The organism is Streptomyces sp. NPDC002935, from assembly GCF_040611295.1.
Classification (GTDB): domain Bacteria; phylum Actinomycetota; class Actinomycetes; order Streptomycetales; family Streptomycetaceae; genus Streptomyces.
In genome coordinates this window covers 197,862-214,297 of the sequence record NZ_JBEXNW010000010.1, presented here as the reverse complement: position 1 = coordinate 214,297, position 16,436 = coordinate 197,862, and the positions used below count along the sequence as shown (strand labels likewise).

The 16,436-nt window shown below is 69.5% G+C and carries 19 protein-coding genes; 14 read left to right on the top strand and 5 right to left on the bottom strand.

Annotation, left to right across the window (positions count from 1 at the left end; all coding sequences use genetic code 11):
* Nucleotides 1–75 precede the first annotated feature (75 nt).
* The 6 genes from ABZX90_RS16340 (at nt 76) to ABZX90_RS16315 (ending at nt 3,781) form a co-directional block, all read left to right on the top strand.
* Nucleotides 76–276: a hypothetical protein gene (locus tag ABZX90_RS16340; RefSeq protein ID WP_355205347.1), complete on the top strand. Its 201-nt coding sequence runs from the start codon at nt 76–78 to the stop codon at nt 274–276.
* Entirely contained in the window at nt 273–878 is a 606-nt protein-coding gene (locus ABZX90_RS16335; RefSeq protein ID WP_355205481.1) for a pilus assembly protein TadG-related protein, read from the top strand. Before ABZX90_RS16340 ends, ABZX90_RS16335 begins: the two co-directional genes overlap by 4 nt.
* 15 nt (nt 879–893) lie before the next feature.
* Nucleotides 894–1,487 (top strand): hypothetical protein, encoded by a 594-nt coding sequence (locus ABZX90_RS16330; protein WP_355205344.1) that lies wholly within the window; start codon nt 894–896, stop codon nt 1,485–1,487.
* Between the two features lie 3 nt (nt 1,488–1,490).
* Complete coding sequence (locus tag ABZX90_RS16325; protein ID WP_351126040.1) at nt 1,491–2,132, top strand: OmpA family protein; 642 nt, start codon at nt 1,491–1,493, stop codon at nt 2,130–2,132.
* Between the two features lie 85 nt (nt 2,133–2,217).
* The gene (locus ABZX90_RS16320) at nt 2,218–2,865 is read left to right on the top strand and encodes a dihydrofolate reductase family protein (protein WP_355205341.1); all 648 of its coding nucleotides are present in this window, start codon (nt 2,218–2,220) and stop codon (nt 2,863–2,865) included.
* 40 nt (nt 2,866–2,905) lie between these two features.
* Nucleotides 2,906–3,781: an LLM class flavin-dependent oxidoreductase gene (locus tag ABZX90_RS16315; RefSeq protein WP_355205338.1), complete on the top strand. Its 876-nt coding sequence runs from the start codon at nt 2,906–2,908 to the stop codon at nt 3,779–3,781.
* Between the two features lie 48 nt (nt 3,782–3,829).
* On the opposite strand, the gene ABZX90_RS16310 is transcribed toward ABZX90_RS16315, so the two are convergent.
* The 3 genes from ABZX90_RS16310 to mgrA all read right to left on the bottom strand — a co-directional run bounded on the left by ABZX90_RS16310 (nt 3,830) and on the right by mgrA (nt 6,563).
* Nucleotides 3,830–4,345 carry a DinB family protein gene (locus tag ABZX90_RS16310; protein ID WP_351126034.1) on the bottom strand — a complete coding sequence of 172 codons (516 nt, stop codon included), beginning with the start codon at nt 4,343–4,345 and terminating at the stop codon, nt 3,830–3,832.
* A 417-nt stretch (nt 4,346–4,762) separates the two neighbouring features.
* On the bottom strand, nt 4,763–5,116 hold the full coding sequence (locus ABZX90_RS16305; protein WP_351126032.1) for a DUF192 domain-containing protein: 354 nt from the start codon (nt 5,114–5,116) through the stop codon (nt 4,763–4,765).
* Nucleotides 5,117–5,525: 409 nt separating this feature from the next.
* Complete coding sequence (gene mgrA / locus ABZX90_RS16300; protein ID WP_355205334.1) at nt 5,526–6,563, bottom strand: L-glyceraldehyde 3-phosphate reductase; 1,038 nt, start codon at nt 6,561–6,563, stop codon at nt 5,526–5,528.
* Between the two features lie 143 nt (nt 6,564–6,706).
* Here mgrA and ABZX90_RS16295 point away from each other — a divergent pair, with 143 nt between their 5' ends.
* The 4 genes from ABZX90_RS16295 (at nt 6,707) to ABZX90_RS16280 (ending at nt 11,799) form a co-directional block, all read left to right on the top strand.
* Complete coding sequence (locus ABZX90_RS16295; RefSeq protein WP_351126029.1) at nt 6,707–7,480, top strand: isoprenyl transferase; 774 nt, start codon at nt 6,707–6,709, stop codon at nt 7,478–7,480.
* A 320-nt stretch (nt 7,481–7,800) separates the two neighbouring features.
* Nucleotides 7,801–9,126 (top strand): PhoH family protein, encoded by a 1,326-nt coding sequence (locus tag ABZX90_RS16290; protein ID WP_351126027.1) that lies wholly within the window; start codon nt 7,801–7,803, stop codon nt 9,124–9,126.
* A gap of 410 nt (nt 9,127–9,536) precedes the next feature.
* Complete coding sequence (locus ABZX90_RS16285; protein ID WP_351126025.1) at nt 9,537–10,253, top strand: transglycosylase SLT domain-containing protein; 717 nt, start codon at nt 9,537–9,539, stop codon at nt 10,251–10,253.
* A 136-nt stretch (nt 10,254–10,389) separates the two neighbouring features.
* The gene (locus tag ABZX90_RS16280; RefSeq protein WP_355205330.1) at nt 10,390–11,799 is read left to right on the top strand and encodes an AI-2E family transporter; all 1,410 of its coding nucleotides are present in this window, start codon (nt 10,390–10,392) and stop codon (nt 11,797–11,799) included.
* A gap of 116 nt (nt 11,800–11,915) precedes the next feature.
* On the opposite strand, the gene ABZX90_RS16275 is transcribed toward ABZX90_RS16280, so the two are convergent.
* Both ABZX90_RS16275 and ABZX90_RS16270 read right to left on the bottom strand, forming a co-directional pair.
* Entirely contained in the window at nt 11,916–12,449 is a 534-nt protein-coding gene (locus tag ABZX90_RS16275; RefSeq protein WP_351126021.1) for an alkyl hydroperoxide reductase, read from the bottom strand.
* A 6-nt stretch (nt 12,450–12,455) separates the two neighbouring features.
* Nucleotides 12,456–13,010 (bottom strand): peroxiredoxin, encoded by a 555-nt coding sequence (locus tag ABZX90_RS16270; protein WP_351126019.1) that lies wholly within the window; start codon nt 13,008–13,010, stop codon nt 12,456–12,458.
* Between the two features lie 296 nt (nt 13,011–13,306).
* Between ABZX90_RS16270 and ABZX90_RS16265 the strand changes: the two genes are divergently transcribed.
* From ABZX90_RS16265 to ABZX90_RS16250, 4 genes are all read left to right on the top strand, one after another.
* A complete protein-coding gene (locus ABZX90_RS16265) occupies nt 13,307–14,215 on the top strand; it encodes a LysR substrate-binding domain-containing protein (RefSeq protein ID WP_355205478.1) in 909 nt (302 codons plus the stop codon).
* Between the two features lie 179 nt (nt 14,216–14,394).
* On the top strand, nt 14,395–15,450 hold the full coding sequence (locus ABZX90_RS16260; RefSeq protein WP_355205327.1) for a MarR family transcriptional regulator: 1,056 nt from the start codon (nt 14,395–14,397) through the stop codon (nt 15,448–15,450).
* Nucleotides 15,451–15,503: 53 nt separating this feature from the next.
* Entirely contained in the window at nt 15,504–15,956 is a 453-nt protein-coding gene (locus ABZX90_RS16255) for a roadblock/LC7 domain-containing protein (RefSeq protein WP_351126016.1), read from the top strand.
* Nucleotides 15,957–15,960: 4 nt separating this feature from the next.
* Nucleotides 15,961–16,389 carry a hypothetical protein gene (locus ABZX90_RS16250; protein WP_351126014.1) on the top strand — a complete coding sequence of 143 codons (429 nt, stop codon included), beginning with the start codon at nt 15,961–15,963 and terminating at the stop codon, nt 16,387–16,389.
* Nucleotides 16,390–16,436: the final 47 nt, after the last annotated feature.

Genomic DNA, 16,436 nt, shown 5'->3' with positions numbered 1-16,436 from the left:
GGCCCACCCGGAGTAGGCGACTTCTCACGTACGGTGCCCAAGTCGTTAGTGGCGTCGGGTGGGAGGGCAGTGCTGATGAGCAGGTTCACCAGGTGGACACGAACCGTGATCTCCCGGACGCGGGGCACGAACCGGGACGCGGGAGCGGGGTTCGTGGAGTACGCGGGGTTGATGATCATCATTGCGGGGATCTTCACGTTGATCGACCAGATCGGCCTGGACGGGTTGATCTCGGGCGCGATCAGGACCGCGGTCACCCAGGTCACCGGCGGCTGAGCCGACGGGTCAGCGGCGACCGGGGACAGACCCTCCCCATCTACATCTGGCTGACGGGGATCCTGCTCTTCGCCGCGTTCGCCTTCTTCGCCTTCGCCCAAGCAGCGTCCGCTCGCAATGGAGCTCAATCCGCGGCGGACGCTGCGGCGTTGGCGGCCGCGCAGGACTCCCGCGACGAACTGGTGGACGGGTTGACGGGAGCCATCGGCACGGACGACCAGTGGCTGGACTGGCTCAACGGCGACAAGTACCAGGGCGCGGGGGCATCCGCCGCTGCCGACCGGCTGGCCGCCGAGAACGATTCGACGGTGCTGGGTGGAGCCCAGCCCGCCATCGTGAACGGATTCCCCGGCTATCACGTGGCGATCGAGACCCGTTACACGGTCGGCGACTCGATCATCCCGGGCACGGAGACCCGTCATGCCAAGGCCCAGGCGACGGCGGTCATCGAGCCGCGTTGCACCTTCGCCGCTGACGCGGATCCCACGAAGCTCGTGCAGTTGGACTGCGGCGGCGATCAAGTGGACATCGATCCCGAAGACTTCGATTCGGACGACCTTCCCGACGCGTCCGTGCTGTTCTCTGTGCATCTGGCCGAGTGAGAGGAAGCCGTACCGATGGATCTCCGGCACACCATGAAGGGCCGCAGGGCCATGGCCGCGGTGGCGATCACGACTGGATTGCTCCTCACGGTGTCCGGGTGCGGCGGGGGAGACGGTGGCGACAAGCCGAAAGCGACCTCGTCCTCTTCCTCGTCGGGCAAGGGGGGCGACGACGCAGCGAAGCAGGAGTCTCCGGCGGCGAGCGAGGACCAGGTACTGGCCGAGGTCAAGGGCGACGACGTCACGCTCACGATCACCTCGGCGGTGCGGGACGGGGGCGGATTCGTGACTCTGAGCGGCAAGGTGACCAACGCTGGCGGCCAGTTCTGGGTCGCCTCGAACTGGCGCGGCGACGAGCGCGAGTTGAGCAGGAACGGAGCCTCCATGGCCGGAGCCTCCTTGGTCGACAGCAAGGGCAAGAAGAAGTACCTGGTCCTCCGGGACACCCAGGGAAGGTGCCTGTGCACCAAGTTCAACGGCGGTGGTGTGGAAGCCGGTAAGTCGGCCGACTGGTTCGCCCAGTTCCCCGCACCCCCCGCCGGCACCACCGCCGTCGACTTCCAGGTCGGCTCCATGCCCCCCGCCGCCATCGAGATCTCCGAGGGCTGAGCCATGGCCCTCCCGCCCCGCGCAGCCGCGACGACGTTCACGGCCCTCGCCGTGCTGATCACCCTCGGTCTCCCGGGTCCCGCGTACGCGGACGACGACGACCCCAGCGCCCCGCCCGGCAGTGTCACCACCTCCCCGCCCCCCGACGTCGACGCCAACAGCCCCGGGCTCAAGCTCGCCGACGGTGCGACGCTGGCGCCCGCCAAGGTGCTGGACATCAAGTCGGTCGTGGAGGACCTGGGGGGCGAGGAACGGCGGGAGGACACCAACTCGGACGTGTCGTTCGCGCTCCAGGCGGAGGTTCTCTTCCCGAAGGACAGCTCGAAACTCAACCCGGACGCCCAGTCCCGTATCCAGGCGATCGCGGACGAGATCAAGGCGCAGAACGCGACGACCGTGCGCGTCTTCGGCTTCACCGACAACCTGGGCTCGTACGCGCACGGCCTGACCCTCTCCAAGAACCGCGCGGAACAGGTCCACGACCGGCTGGCCGCCGCGCTCGGCTCCACGGACATCACGTTCGAGGTGCGGGGCTACAGCGAGGACTATCCGATCGCCGACAACACCTCGGAACAGGGCCGCCGCAAGAACCGCCGCGTGGAGGTGACCTTCCCGAGGGGCTCGGCCAACGGGGACAAGGCCTGACGAGCGCGTCACCTTCTCCGGCGCCCGGCCTCCTGGCAGCATTCCTCCGACGAACGGGTCGCGCACGAGGTCGATGGAGTCCGCCATGAGGAAAATCGTGTTGATGATGTCGGTGTCCCTCGACGGATTCTTCGAGGGCCCGAACCGCGAGATCGACTGGCACCGGGTCAACGCCGAGATGCTGCGGCACTTCAACGAGGAGATCAGTGCGTTCGGCGCCCTGCTCAGCGGACGGGTGACGCACGAGCTGATGGCCGCGTACTGGCCGACGGCCGACAAGGACCCGCAGATCGGCCCGGAGATGGCCGAGTTCGCCGGGATCTGGCGGAACATGCCCAAGGTGGTGTTCTCGCGGACGCTCAAGCACGCCGATTGGCACACCACGGTCGTCTCGGAGGTCGTGCCCGAGGAGATCCGGGCGCTCAAGGCGCAGGCGGGCGGCGACCTCGGCCTCGGGGGCGCAGATCTCGCCGCGGAGTTCCTGCGGCACGACCTCGTGGACCAGTTCAGGCTGTACGTCCACCCCGTGCTGATCGGACGCGGCAGGCGGCTCTTCCCCGAGTCCGAGGCCATGACCGGGCTCCGTCTCATCGAGACGCGGACCTTCGAGAACGGCGTCGTACTCCTGCGCTACGAGCGAGACCGCGCGGCCGACACCACCGGAACCACCGAAGCCACCGAAACCACCGAGGCCGTCGGCACCACCGGCACCACCGACACCGAGGAAGCGTAAAGCGGTTGTCCCTGGAGACCGGTGTGGATAGGAAGGCGGCATGACGTCACTCGGTGTTGTCTTCCGGCCCCAACTGCCCCCTGAGCGGCTGCGCGCCCTGGCGCGTGAAGCGGAGGAGGCGGGTCTTGAGGAACTGTGGCTGTGGGAGGACTGCTTCCTCGAAGGAGGCATCTCGGCCGCCGCGGCCGCACTCGCCTGGACCGAGCGGCTGCGGGTGGGCGTGGGCCTGCTGCCCGTCCCGCTGCGGAACGTCGCCGTCACCGCGATGGAGGCCGCCACCCTGCACCGGCTGTTCCCCGGGCGGGCCGTCCTCGCGGTCGGCCACGGCGTCCAGGACTGGATGGGGCAGGTGGGGGCGCGGGCCGAGTCGCCCGTGACGTTGCTGCGTGAGCATCTCGAAGCCCTGCGGGCCCTGTTGCGCGGCGAGCGGGTGACCACCGACGGGCGGTACGTGAAGCTCGACGGCGTCGCCCTGGACTGGCCGCCCGCCGAGGCGCCCGAGGTCCTCACCGGCGCCACCGGGCCCCGTACGCTCCGCCTCGCGGGTGAGGCCGCCGACGGCACCGTCCTCACCGCCTCGACCACCGTCGACGGGGTACGGCGGGCCCGCCGGCTCATCGACGAGGGACGCCGGGCGGCGGGACGGACGGCCGGACATCACCGGGTGGTCGTCTATCTGCACACCGCCACCGGGGCCGACGCGGCCGCGCGGCTGCGCGCCGAGATCGAGGCCGACGGCGAGAACCCCGCCCAGGAACACGGCGTCGCGGGCGACGCGGCGACCGTCGCCAAGGCCGTACGGCGTCTCGTGGACGCCGGCGCCGACACGGTGGTCCTCCAGCCCACCGCGGACGAGCCGGACCCCGAGGGGTTCGTCCGGTTCGCGGCCGGGCAGGTGCGCCCGCTGGTCCCCTGAGCCCCTGGTCCCTTGGTCCCCTGGTCCCCTGAGGACCTGTCCGGCCGGTCACCCGGGCGGCCGGTGATCCCCCGTCCCCCCGTCGATCAGCTCCCGCACGATGTCCATGTGGCCCGCGTGCCGTGCCGTCTCCTCGATCATGTGGACCAGCACCCAGCGCAACGAGACCGTCCGGCCGTGCGACGACGTGCCCACGTCGTCGGGCGACAGCTCGGTGATGGTCTTGTCGGCGGCGGCGCGGGCACGGCCGTAGAACTCGACGATCTGTTCCGTCGTCTCGCCCTGGCCCGCGCTCATGTCCTCCTCGCCGGCGGGGTCGAACCAGAGCGGCTCGACCTCGCGTCCGAAGGTCGAGCAGAACCAGCCGTACTCGACGGACGCGAGGTGCTTCACCAGCCCGAGCAGATTGGTGCCCGACGGGGTCATCACTCGTCTGACCTGCTCGTCGTCCAGGCCCTTGAGCTTCCACAGCACGGCGTCCCGATGCCGGTCGAGACTGGCGTGCAGAGTTTCCTTCTCGCCGCAGGTGTACAGCGTCGGCGCGACTTCCGGATGCGTCGTCATGCCCGGAACCTAACGCGCTCATCGGGCCGAAGCCCAGTGCGCCGCACGGGCGGCGTCACCTTCCCCCGCCGGACGGGAAAGAGGTCCGATCCTGTCCTCCGCACGGAGGTTCCGGGAGGGGTGCCGCGCGGGCGAACGAGGGATGGACGCATGCGCGAGGTGATTGACCGAAAACACCCTATTGAGGGGCGCTCGGCGTGAGATGTCCGTCCGGATGACGGACGGGAGCCGGGCGGTGTGCCGGGCGGCGCGACCGTACATCTGCACGGGTTTTCCACATCGTTATCGAGCGTGTGTCGCCTGGGCCGTTCGGCTCACGTAAGTTCAGACCAAGGTAATTCGCGTCAGCAAAGCTGCGCGTGTGGCACCGCGCAGAGGAGGGGGCTGCGCGGTGCTGCCTTCCTCCGTGACGTGACGTCAGCCGTCCTGGACCGTGACCCGCACCCCGCGCCGAACGCCCCACCGTTCCATCGTCCCGGCCTCCGCCTCCAGGACCTGCCGGGCCCGCGGCCGCGGCAGCCCCAGCCGGCCCGGACGCATCGTGCGCACCGCCAGGACCCGAGACGTCCGGTCCAGATAGGCGACGTCGATCGCGAACCGCATCCCCAGCGTGTGCACCGAGTTCGCCGGAGTCAGCAGCAGCGCGCCCTCGATCCCCTCGCGCCCGAGCAGTCCGCGCCGCCGGGCGCGTGCCGACGCGGCGACCTCCAGGGGCACCGGCGCGCGCGTCCCCTCCGCCGGGTCCGTCGGGTCCGTGGTGAACGTGGCCATGGGTGCGAAGTTAGCGGCGGCGTCAAGCGGGAGCGCGCCGCGCGCATCACCCACCCGGAGTACGTCGGGACAAGTCGGCGCCACGCCCCCCAAGCGGGCCCAGACCCATTGGATCTCCCTCGATCCTCCGCGATTCCCTTTGAATCAGCTGTGATTCGGCCATGATCACACCCGGAATCGATGGTTCCGCACTCATCGGGGCGTTGCCGGACGGTTTCGGAGAGTAGTTGTGGCACGCGGATGCACGCAGCATCACTTACGAAGGGTTATGGTGGAAACCCCCCCTCGGGCCGGTCCGTCTCCCCCCCACGGACCGGCCCGTTTTTTGTGCCCGCGACGGCCCGTCCGGCGGGCGCCCCCGTGCGCCCCCCCCGGACGGGCCGCCTCGTGCGGCGGGGAATTCGGTGACTCAGTGCGCTCCGGCCCAGATGTTCGTGCCCGGCGTCGACACCGCGAACGTGTCGATCTCCTTCAGCTCCTCGTTCGTGAGCTTCGGGGCCGCCAGGGCCGCCACGTTCTCCTCCAGCTGCTTCACGCTGGACGCGCCGATGAGGGCGGAGGTCATCCGCTCGTCGCGCAGCACCCAGGTGAGCGCGAGCTGGGCGAGGGACTGGCCGCGCCGGGCCGCGATGCCGTTCAGCCCGTTCAGGCGGCGTACGACGTCGTCGCTGAGCAGATCCGGGTCCAGCGACTTGCCCTGGGTGGCGCGCGAGCCCTCCGGGATGCCCTGGAGGTACTTGCCCGTCAGCAGCCCCTGAGCGAGCGGGGCGAAGGAGATGCAGCCCATGCCGGCCGCCTCCAGCGTGTCGAGCAGGTTGTCGTCCTCGGTCCAGCGGTTGAGCATCGAGTACGAGGGCTGGTGGATGAGCGGACGGACGCCCATCGAGGTGAGGATCCGGGCCGCCTCCGCCGTCTGCTCACTGGTGTACGAGGAGACGCCGACGTAGAGCGCCTTGCCCTGCTGGACGGCGGACGCGAGCGCGCCCATCGTCTCCTCCAGCGGGGTGTCCGGGTCGAAGCGGTGCGAGTAGAAGATGTCGACGTAGTCGAGGCCCATCCGCTTCAGCGACTGGTCCAGCGAGGCCAGCAGGTATTTGCGGCTGCCCCACTCGCCGTACGGACCGGGCCACATGTCGTAGCCCGCCTTGGTCGAGATGACCAGCTCGTCCCGGTAGGGGGTGAAGTCCTCCTTCAGGAGCTTGCCGAAGTTGAGCTCCGCCGAGCCGGGCGGTGGCCCGTAGTTGTTGGCGAGGTCGAAATGCGTGACGCCGAGGTCGAAGGCGCGGCGCAGGATCGCCCGCTGGGGGTCCAGCGCGCGGTCGTCGCCGAAGTTGTGCCACAGGCCGAGCGAGATCGCGGGCAGCTTGAGGCCGCTGCGGCCGGCACGCCGGTATTCCATCGCGTCGTACCGCTCCGTTGCGGCCCTGTACAGAGAGGGGTCGTTCATGGGGACGAACCTATGTCAGGGTGCGGAGGCCCCACGGGAGCCCTCGCGTCTCACAGCGGTAGGCTTCGCCCCGGGGGCCGCCATATGGACAGGGACTGTGCTCGGGCGCGTCTGTCCGATCCGCACAAAGGGGCTGACAACACGTGACCTTGCGCGACAACCTGCGCCGCCTGCTGGTCAGGTTCTATGCACGCAGGGTGGAAGGCCACCTCGACCACGACCAGGTGCCCAAGCACATCGGCGTCATCATGGACGGCAACCGGCGCTGGGCGAAGGCGGCGGGCTCCACCACCGCCCAGGGTCATCGGGCCGGAGCGGACAAGATCGGGGAGTTCCTCGGCTGGTGCTCCGAGACCGATGTCGAGGTCGTCACCCTGTGGCTGCTGTCCACCGACAACTTCGACCGTCCGCAGGAGGAGCTCGGCCCGCTGCTCGGCATCATCGAGGGCGTCGTCCGCACCCTCGCCGCCGACGGCCGCTGGCGGGTGCACCACGTCGGCACCCGGGACATCCTGCCGTCCGCGATGCAGTCGGCCCTCAAGGAGGCCGAGGAGGCGACCGCGCACGTCGAGGGGATAGTCGTCAACGTCGCCATCGGCTACGGCGGCCGCCAGGAGATCGCCGACGCCGTGCGCTCGATGATCCTCGACGCCGCCGACAAGGGCACCTCGATGGAGGACCTCGCGGACCGTGTCGACGTCGACCTCATCGGCAAGCACCTCTACACCGGCGCCCAGCCCGATCCGGACCTGGTGATCCGCACGAGCGGCGAGCAGCGGCTGTCCGGATTCATGCTCTGGCAGACCGCTCACTCCGAGTACTACTTCTGCGAAGTCTTCTGGCCCGCCTTCCGCAAGGTCGACTTCCTGCGCGCCCTGCGTGACTACGCCGCGCGACACCGCCGTTACGGAGGCTGAATTCCGGGGTGCCCCGAGAGGTCCGGGGCACCCTGCGGGGACGTACGTCACCGGGAGTTAACGAACGCGCCGTCATATGCCGTGGCATGGCTTGGCTCGTTCGAGGGCATAAGCCTTGCAGGTCGACACCCGAACCACGGGTGTCGGATCTCAGCGGACGGCACGGGGCCGTCCGCCCGGGAGGCCCTTTGCACCAGCCCGACCGTGCGGTCAGTACGGACGAAGCGGAGGGCCGGTTTTCGGCCCGTGCATCGGTGTCCGAGACCGGTCCAGATCTCCTTCGTCGCTCCCCGACCTCATCCGAGGGGGTACGTCCTTCCGTGGTGACCAGCACAAAGCGCCGCACGCCTGACCGGCGCACCTATGTTCTCGACACCAGCGTCCTGCTGGCCGATCCCAACGCCCTGAGCCGCTTCGACGAGCATGAAGTGGTGCTCCCGATCGTCGTGGTCACGGAGCTGGAGGCCAAGCGGCACCATCCCGAACTCGGGTACTTCGCCCGGCAGGCCCTACGCCTGCTCGACGAGTTCCGGGTCCGGCACGGCCGCCTCGACTCCCCGATTCCCGTCGGGGAGCTCGGCGGGACGGTACGCGTCGAGCTCAACCACTCGGACCCCAGCGTCCTGCCCAGCGGGTACCGCCTGGGGGACAACGACTCCCGCATCCTCGCGGTCGCCCGGAACCTGCAGGCCGAGGGGTACGACGTCACCGTCGTCTCGAAGGACCTGCCGCTCAGGATCAAGGCGTCCTCCGTGGGTCTCCTCGCCGAGGAGTACCGCGCGGAGCTCGCCATCACGGGCTCCTCCGGCTGGACCGGAATGTCCGAACTGACCCTGGCCGGCGAGCAGGTGGACGCCCTGTTCGAGGACGGGCACGCCCATGTCCCCGAAGCGGCCGGTCTGCCCGTGCACACGGGCCTGACGATCCAGTCGGAGCGCGGCAAGGCCCTCGGCCGCGTCACCTCCGACGGCAACGTCCGGCTCGTACGCGGCGATCGGGAGGCGTTCGGCATCAAGGGCCGCAGTGCCGAGCAGCGCATCGCGCTCGATCTGCTGCTCGACCCGGACATCGGGATCGTGTCGATGGGCGGCCGGGCCGGCACCGGCAAGTCCGCGCTCGCGCTCTGCGCGGGCCTGGAGGCCGTCCTCGAACGCCGCCAGCACCAGAAGGTGATGGTCTTCCGGCCGCTGTACGCGGTGGGCGGGCAGGAGCTCGGCTATCTGCCCGGCTCCGAGTCCGAGAAGATGAGCCCCTGGGCCCAGGCGGTCTTCGACACGCTCTCCGCGGTCACCAGCCGCGAGGTCATCGAGGAGGTCACCGCGCGCGGCATGCTGGAGGTCCTGCCGCTCACGCACATCCGTGGCCGTTCGCTCCACGACGCGTTCGTGATCGTGGACGAGGCCCAGTCCCTGGAACGGAACGTCCTGCTGACTGTTCTGTCCCGGATCGGCGCGAATTCCCGGGTTGTTCTGACCCATGATGTGGCGCAAAGGGACAATCTGCGTGTCGGTCGGTACGACGGAGTGGTCGCCGTCGTCGAGAAGTTGAAGGGCCATCCGCTCTTCGCGCACGTCACGCTGAATCGTTCGGAGAGGTCCCAGATTGCGGCACTCGTGACCGAAATGCTGGAGGACGGGCAGATCTGATAGCGGCTGTCCCCACCTGGTCAAAGGGTGGTTGATACACGCTGGTTGGCGCCGTCCGGCAAAGGCGAAAAGCCTAGCCGGGCGGCGTCTTGCTGCGCTGGGCTTTCCGGGAAACAGCTGAGGCGAACGAGGTGTGAGCTTTCACACGCGACGCGGAATTGCCGTGCGGCGTCGGGTTACGGCTAAAGTCTCACTCCTGTCAGGCCCCGCATGCGACACAGCTGTATCCCCAGCGGTACGGCAACACCGGAACCTCAGAACTCCATAGAGCCGTCGTATGCCGCCCGCGCACCACGCGGCGCTCCCCGAGCGGGAGTTGCCCACCGGGCCCGTGCTTCCCTGTGACCCCGCAGTTGGGAGGCCAGCGCCGAGGGGCACGATTGCGTCCGCGAGGGTCACCTAAGCGGGCGATGCTGGAAGGAAACCGTGTGAGCCGGATTTCGGTCCGGGGATTCGCAGTGGCTTCGGCCACCGCGGTCACCGCTGTCGGAAGCGTCGTCGGAGTTGCCTCTGGCAGCGTCGCTCAGCCCTCGAACGACGCCGAGGCGACGGCGAGCGACTCGACCCTCCTCGCAGACATACCTGCGGGCCAGCAGGCCCAGGTGCAGACCGCGTCCCTGACGCAGCAGGCCGATGCCCAGGCCATCGCCGCGGACGCAGGCGCCAAGAAGGACGCGGAGGAAGCCGCCCGCAAGCAGGCGGCCGACGACGCCGTCGCGAAGCAGAAGGCTGCGGAGAAGGCCGAGAAGGAAGCCAAGGAGCGCAAGGCGGCGCAGGAAGCGGCCAGCCGCTCCGCGACGCGCGAAGCCTCCAGCTTCTCCGTCCAGTCCTCGTACACCGTCGCCCAGATCCAGGCGATGGCGCGCCAGATGGTGCCGAGCGGTCAGTTCCAGTGCTTCAGCAACATCGTGAACCACGAGTCGAGCTGGAACTACAAGGCGGTCAACGCCTCCTCGGGTGCCTACGGTCTCTTCCAGGCTCTGCCCGGCTCCAAGATGTCGTCCGTCGGTTCCGACTGGCAGACGAACCCGGCCACACAGATCAAGTGGGGCCTCAACTACATGGACAGCCGGTACGGCAGTCCTTGTGACGCATGGTCGTTCTGGCAGGCCAACAACTGGTACTGAGCCCCACGCCGTACGTCGGCCGCTCAACCTTGCGAAGCCCCTCCCCGTCCTAGGGGGAGGGGCTTCGGCCATGTACGGTCGGACCCGACGACTCCAGGGGGGAGTGGTGGGGAGCAACGGGGGAAAAGGACGCATCATGTCGCGAGTACCAGGGTGGCTCGGCCGGCTCGGCGCCGGACTCACCGAGCTGGGGGAGCGGTTGGACGAACGCCGCGCCGAAGTGGAGCTGGAGTCACAGGGATCCCTCGACGGCGAGGGCGTCCCCGACGGGCGGGCGCCCGCCGACGCACCCGTCACCCGCCCCGAGGCCCCCGAGCCTCCGACGGACCCGGCGACGGACGCCGAGCCGTCCGCGCTCCCGGTCCAGCGCCCCTCCGAGGAGTCGGCCGCGACCGTCGCGTACGTGCCCACGCAGCGTCCCGACCCCGCCCTCGCCGTGCCGTGGGGGGTGCGCGTCGCCGCCGAGGCCGGCTGGCGGCTGCTCATCCTCGCGGGCACCGTCTGGGTGCTGATGCGGGTCATCAGCGCCGTGCAGCTCGTGGTGCTGGCCTTCGTGGCCGCGCTGCTCATCACCGCGCTGCTCCAGCCGACGGTGGCCCGGCTGACGCGCTACGGGGTGCCGCGCGGGCTCGCCACCGCGCTCACCGCGATCCTCGGCTTCGTCATCATGGGGCTGGTCGGCTGGTTCGTGGTCTGGCAGGTCCAGGAGAACATCGACAACCTCTCCAACCAGATCCAGGACGGCATCGACGAGCTGCGCAAGTGGCTCCTCAAGGGCCCGTTCCATGTGACGGACAAGCAGATCAACGAGATCGCGAAGAACCTCCGCGAGGCGATCGGCGCGAACACGGACCAGATCACGTCGGCCGGCCTGCAGGGCGTGACGGTCATCGTCGAAGCCCTCACCGGCATCCTGCTCACGATGTTCTCGACCCTCTTCCTGCTCTACGACGGCAAGCGGATCTGGGAGTGGTCGCTCAAGCTCGTCCCGGCCGCCGCCCGGACCGGCGTCGCGGGCGCGGGTCCGCGCGCCTGGCGCACACTCACGGCGTACGTCCGCGGCACGGTGATCGTCGCCCTGATCGACGCGACCTTCATCGGCCTGGGCATCTACTTCCTCGACGTCCCCATGGCCGTGCCGCTCGCCGTCTTCATCTTCCTCGGCGCGTTCATCCCCCTGGTGGGCGCGGTGATCTCCGGGGCGCTGGCGGTGGTGGTCGCGCTGGTGACCCAAGGTGTCTTCACCGCCGTCATGACCCTCGCCGTGGTCCTCGCCGTCCAGCAGATCGAGGGCCACATCCTCCAGCCCTTCATCCTCGGCCGCGCGGTCCGCGTCCACCCCCTGGCGGTCGTCCTCTCGGTCGCCGCGGGCGGCATGATCGCCGGCATCGGCGGAGCGGTCGTCGCGGTCCCGCTGGTCGCGGTGACCAACACGGTGGTCGTGTACCTGCGTTCGTACGCCCGCGAAGCGGACCTGCGCCACGCCCCGGAGCCCCGGGGCGCCACCGCGTTGGACGCGTCCCCGGCCCACCGCCTGACGCCGTAGCGGTTCTTCCACCGTTCACGGGATTGCGCGGCAGGAGCCGGCGGGACGAACGAAACACTCGGGGCCCCGCCCACCACACAGGTGAACGGGGCCCTGAAAGCTCAAGCGGGTACGGACTACTCGGCGAGAACGGCCTCGGCGTCCAGCGTGGCACCGACCGCCTGGAGGACGGCCGCGATCTTGAACGCCTCCTGGATCGTCTCCCGGTCGACGCCCGCCTTGCGGAGCACCTGCTCGTGGGAGTCGAGGCACTGGCCGCAGCCGTTGACGGCGGAGACGGCGAGCGACCACAGCTCGAAGTCGACCTTGTCCACGCCCGGGTTGCCGATGACGTTCATCCGCAGACCGGCCCGCAGGGTCCCGTACTCCGGGTCGGAGAGCAGGTGCCGCGTCCGGTAGAAGACGTTGTTCATCGCCATGATCGCGGCGGCCGACTTGGCGGCCGTGTACGCCTCGGGCGACAGCTGGGCCTTCGCCTCGGGCTCCAGCTCACGCAGCACCCGCGGTGAGCGCGAGGCGATGGCGCAGGCCAGCACGGTGCCCCACAGCTGCTGCTGCGGAAGGTCACTGTTGCCGATCACCGAACCGAGGTTCAGGCGCAGGTCCTTGGCGTAGTCCGGTACGGCGGACTTCAGTTCGTCGAGGGCCATGGAAGGTCACTCACCGGCCAGCAGCGCGACCGGGTCGAGGGTGTTCTCGCCCTTGGTCCAGTTGCACGGGCAGAGCTCGTCCGTCTGGAGAGCGTCGAGGACCCGCAGGACCTCCTTGGGGTTACGGCCGACGGAACCGGCGGTCACCATGGAGAACTGGATCTCGTTGTTCTGGTCGACGATGAAGACGGCGCGCTTGGCGAAGCCGTCCTCGCCCTCGATGCCGAGGTCACGCATGAGCTCGTGCTTCGAGTCGGCCATCATCGGGAAGGGCAGGTCACGCAGGTCGTCGTGGTCCTTGCGCCAGGCGTGGTGCACGAACTCGGAGTCGCCGGAGAAGCCGAGGACCTGGGCGTCACGGTCGGCGAACTCCTCGTTCAGCTTGCCGAAAGCGGCGATCTCGGTCGGGCACACGAAAGTGAAGTCCTTGGGCCACGCAAAAACGATTTTCCACGAGCCCTCGTAGGTCTTGTGGTTGATCGTCTCGAACTCCTTGCCCTTCTCCAGCGAGACGCAGGCAGCCAGTTCGAACTCGGGGAACTTGTCACCGACAGTGAGCACACGCTCTCCTTGTAGCGAGGGATCGCCCCTTTTGAGGACTTTTCCCTTGGGTTGGACGAACTTGATGTTGGCACAGGCTGCATTGATCCGGGAAATAGCTACACTCGGTCGGGTTGATCGGATGCGACTATCAGTGACCGTCGGTGAAACGGCGCGGAGGGAGAGGTGCGGCCATGGCGAGCTCCACCGGCGGGACCGGCGCCGCCGGCAGGACGGGTTCCCCCCTCGGCAGAGCGGGAGCCGTCGGCAGAGCGGGCGGCAAGGGGAACGGCCGCCGCCGGCCCAGCCTCGCGCAACTGCGCGCCTTCGCCGCCGTGGCCGAGTACCTGCACTTCCGTGACGCGGCCGCCGCGATCGGCATGAGCCAGCCCGCACTCTCCGGCGCGGTCTCCGCGCTGGAGGACATCCTCGGGGTGACCCTGCTGGAGCGTACGACCCGCAAGGTGCTGCTGTCGCCCGCCGGCGAGCGTCTCGCCGTACGCGCCAAGGCGGTGCTGGACGAGGTCGGCGCGCTGATGGAGGAGGCGGAGGCCGTGCGCGCGCCGTTCACCGGGGCGCTGCGCCTCGGCGTCATCCCCACCGTGGCCCCCTACCTCCTGCCCACCGTCCTGCGGCTCGTCCACGACCGCTACCCCGACCTCGACCTCCAGGTGCACGAGGAACAGACGGCCAGCCTGCTGGAGGGCCTCACGGTCGGACGGCTCGACCTGCTGCTGCTCGCCGTACCCCTCGGCGTGCCCGGTGTGGTCGAACTCCCGCTGTTCGACGAGGACTTCGTGCTGGTGACCCCGCTCGACCACTGGCTGGGCGGCCGGGAGGGCATTCCACGCGAGGCGCTGCGCGAACTCCGTCTCCTGCTGCTCGACGAGGGCCACTGCCTGCGCGACCAGGCCCTGGACATCTGCCGTGAGGCCGGACGCGCGGACGCCCCCGTCACCACCACCGCCGCGGGCCTGTCGACCCTCGTCCAGCTCGTCGCCGGCGGTCTCGGCGTGACGCTGCTGCCGCGCACCGCCGTCAAGGTGGAGACGACCCGCAGCGATGAACTCCTCACCGGGTACTTCGCGGATCCGGCGCCCACCCGGCGGATCGCGCTCGCGATGCGGGCGGGTGCCGTGCGGGGCAGCGAGTACGAGGAACTGGCGGCGGCCCTGCGTGAGGCGCTGCGCCCGCTGCCCGTACGGGTGTTGGGTGCGGAGGCCTGAACCGCCGTGCATAGTCGGTCATTCGAACGACCGATAAGGCCCTTCGGCAGGCGGGATATTTCAACTTCCGTCAGGTAGTGCGACTCTCGCTGGGATATACGCCCCCGGCTGATACACATACTCCCTCAGTGTGAATCATCAGGCGTCAGTGCGAAGCGCCGGACGTTCCAAGGGGAGTGATGTCGGCCATTCGGGATTCCCTTGGCAGGGTCGGATACGACCTGCTGTCGCGCGCGCTGAGCGAATGCCAGGGCACCCGGGCGACGGGGAAACTGCGCGTGTCCGGAAAGCCCGGGGGAGTTTTCCATCTCCGTGACGGCTGCGTCGTCGCCGTCGAAAGTCCGGGCGCACCCGGCCCCGAGGCGCGATTGCTGCGCTCCGGCCGCGTCAGCGGCGAGCAGTGGGCCGAACTGCTCCGGGAGGCAGGGGCCACCCGGTGGCCCCAGGCCGGGCTGATCGCCCACGGCTACGCGGGGGCCGCGCAGCTCCGGGTCGTCTGCATGATGGCGATGCAGGACGCGGCGTTCGCCGTGGTGGCCGGTGACGTGGAGGCGTGCGACCCGCTCGACGCCGCCTTCGAGCCGTACGCGACGGTGGCCCTCGGGGAGGCGCCGGGGCGGTTGTTGCAGGACGCGGCGAGGAAGCTCGCGGCCGTCGCCGCCCTGCCGCAGCCCGTACGACCGGACCGCGAACGTCCCGTGCCCGCCGACGTGTCGGACGAGATACGCGAGCAACTACCGCCCTCGCAGAAGGAGTTGCTGACCCACGCCGACGGCCGGCGGACCGCCCGGGACATCGCCTTCGCGACCGGCCTCGGCGCCTACACCGTGACGGTGGGGATGGCCCGCATGCTCGGCGAGGGTCTGCTGGAGCTGCCGGGGGAACCGGCCTCGGCCGCCCCGGTCACCGTGCGCGTTCCGCCGGCCGGCGCGCTCCGGCAGCGACCCTCGGCCGCCCCCGCGATGGACTCCACGGTGTTCTCGGCCCTGGCCTCCGCGGTGGGCTCCGAAGTGACCCCGGCACCGGAGTCCCGGGCGGCTTCCGTCCCGCTTCCCGGAGCGAGCGCTCCGCCTCTGCCGCGCCGTGAGCCCGGAGAGAGCGCTCCGTCCCTGCCCCGCCGTGAGCCCGGCGCGAGCGGAATCACCGAAACACTCGCCCCCGAAAGGGCCGCGGCGAGCTGGAGAGGGTTCTTCCGTCTGCGGCACCGGATCTGGACCCCGGATTCCGGTACCTGAAACCGCATGCCTGTCATCCATCGAATGCGTCCGATCACCAGGGAGTTCACTATATGAATCACGAGGCATTGGCCAAGGAAATGAGAGGCCTCCGGGAACGGGTGACCGGAATCACCGATACGGCGGTGGCGGCCGCCGACGGAATGCTCATCGCGGCCGACACCGCCGACACCATCGACCCGGAGAGCCTCGCCGCGATCGCCGCCGCGGGCCTCGGCATCGCGCGCCGCGCGACCGCCGTGACCGCTCGGGGCGCGTTCCGCCAGACCGTGACCTACGGCAGCCAGGGCCTCGCGGCCTTCTACGCGGTCGGTGACACCGCGCTGATGATCGTCCTCGGTGACGAGGGCATCGACCTCGAACGGCTCCACGAGCAGACCCGGCCGGCCCTCGGCCGTATCGGGTCGATCCTCGAAGGCGCCGACCCCGACCCGCTCGACGGGAGCCCGACCGCGGCCGACCCGCTCGTCGGAGCTGTGACCGAATCCGCGACCGAAGGGGTATGACGACATGGCCACCAAGCGAATGACGCCGGGTTTCTCCGACCAGATCATGGGCCTGGTCAAATCACTGCGCACCGACGCGCCGGACTGCGTCGCCTCCGGAGCCGTCGACATGTCGACCGGAATGCTGCTGTCGTACGAGACCGTCGACAACCATCCACCGGAGGTCCTGGACCTGCTCGCGGGCGCGACCCTCGACCTGTTCCAGGGACGCACGGTCCAGATGATCGAGGACGTCTTCAAAGAACGCCGCGGCATCGAGTCCGACACGCACTTCTTCCAGGAGATCCTGGTCAACAGCGACAACCTCACGCATCTGTTCGTGCGCATGAACGACCAGCAGGACGTGGTCGCCGTGGTCGTCTGCCGCAAGGCGGTGAACGTGGGCATGCTCTTCGCCCAAGTCCGGCGCGTGGTACGGGAGTACAGCATCTGAACGTGAACCGGTGGCCCTCCCGGGCGGGGAGGGCCACCGGCGGCGGC

Excerpts from the sequence above, each read along its gene's own strand:
- ABZX90_RS16340 (WP_355205347.1), top strand. The coding sequence starts at position 76 with ATGAGCAGGTTCACCAGGTGGACACGAACCGTGATCTCCCGGACGCGG.
- mgrA (WP_355205334.1), bottom strand. The coding sequence starts at position 6,563 with ATGAACGACCCCTCTCTGTACAGGGCCGCAACGGAGCGGTACGACGCG.
- ABZX90_RS16310 (WP_351126034.1), bottom strand. The coding sequence starts at position 4,345 with ATGACGACGCATCCGGAAGTCGCGCCGACGCTGTACACCTGCGGCGAG.
- ABZX90_RS16255 (WP_351126016.1), top strand. The coding sequence starts at position 15,504 with ATGAATCACGAGGCATTGGCCAAGGAAATGAGAGGCCTCCGGGAACGG.
- ABZX90_RS16315 (WP_355205338.1), top strand. The coding sequence starts at position 2,906 with ATGACGTCACTCGGTGTTGTCTTCCGGCCCCAACTGCCCCCTGAGCGG.
- ABZX90_RS16275 (WP_351126021.1), bottom strand. The coding sequence starts at position 12,449 with ATGGCCCTCGACGAACTGAAGTCCGCCGTACCGGACTACGCCAAGGAC.
- ABZX90_RS16280 (WP_355205330.1), top strand. The coding sequence starts at position 10,390 with ATGTCGCGAGTACCAGGGTGGCTCGGCCGGCTCGGCGCCGGACTCACC.
- ABZX90_RS16305 (WP_351126032.1), bottom strand. The coding sequence starts at position 5,116 with ATGGCCACGTTCACCACGGACCCGACGGACCCGGCGGAGGGGACGCGC.
- ABZX90_RS16320 (WP_355205341.1), top strand. The coding sequence starts at position 2,218 with ATGAGGAAAATCGTGTTGATGATGTCGGTGTCCCTCGACGGATTCTTC.
- ABZX90_RS16250 (WP_351126014.1), top strand. The coding sequence starts at position 15,961 with ATGGCCACCAAGCGAATGACGCCGGGTTTCTCCGACCAGATCATGGGC.
- ABZX90_RS16260 (WP_355205327.1), top strand. The coding sequence starts at position 14,395 with ATGTCGGCCATTCGGGATTCCCTTGGCAGGGTCGGATACGACCTGCTG.
- ABZX90_RS16330 (WP_355205344.1), top strand. The coding sequence starts at position 894 with ATGGATCTCCGGCACACCATGAAGGGCCGCAGGGCCATGGCCGCGGTG.
- ABZX90_RS16325 (WP_351126040.1), top strand. The coding sequence starts at position 1,491 with ATGGCCCTCCCGCCCCGCGCAGCCGCGACGACGTTCACGGCCCTCGCC.
- ABZX90_RS16285 (WP_351126025.1), top strand. The coding sequence starts at position 9,537 with ATGCTGGAAGGAAACCGTGTGAGCCGGATTTCGGTCCGGGGATTCGCA.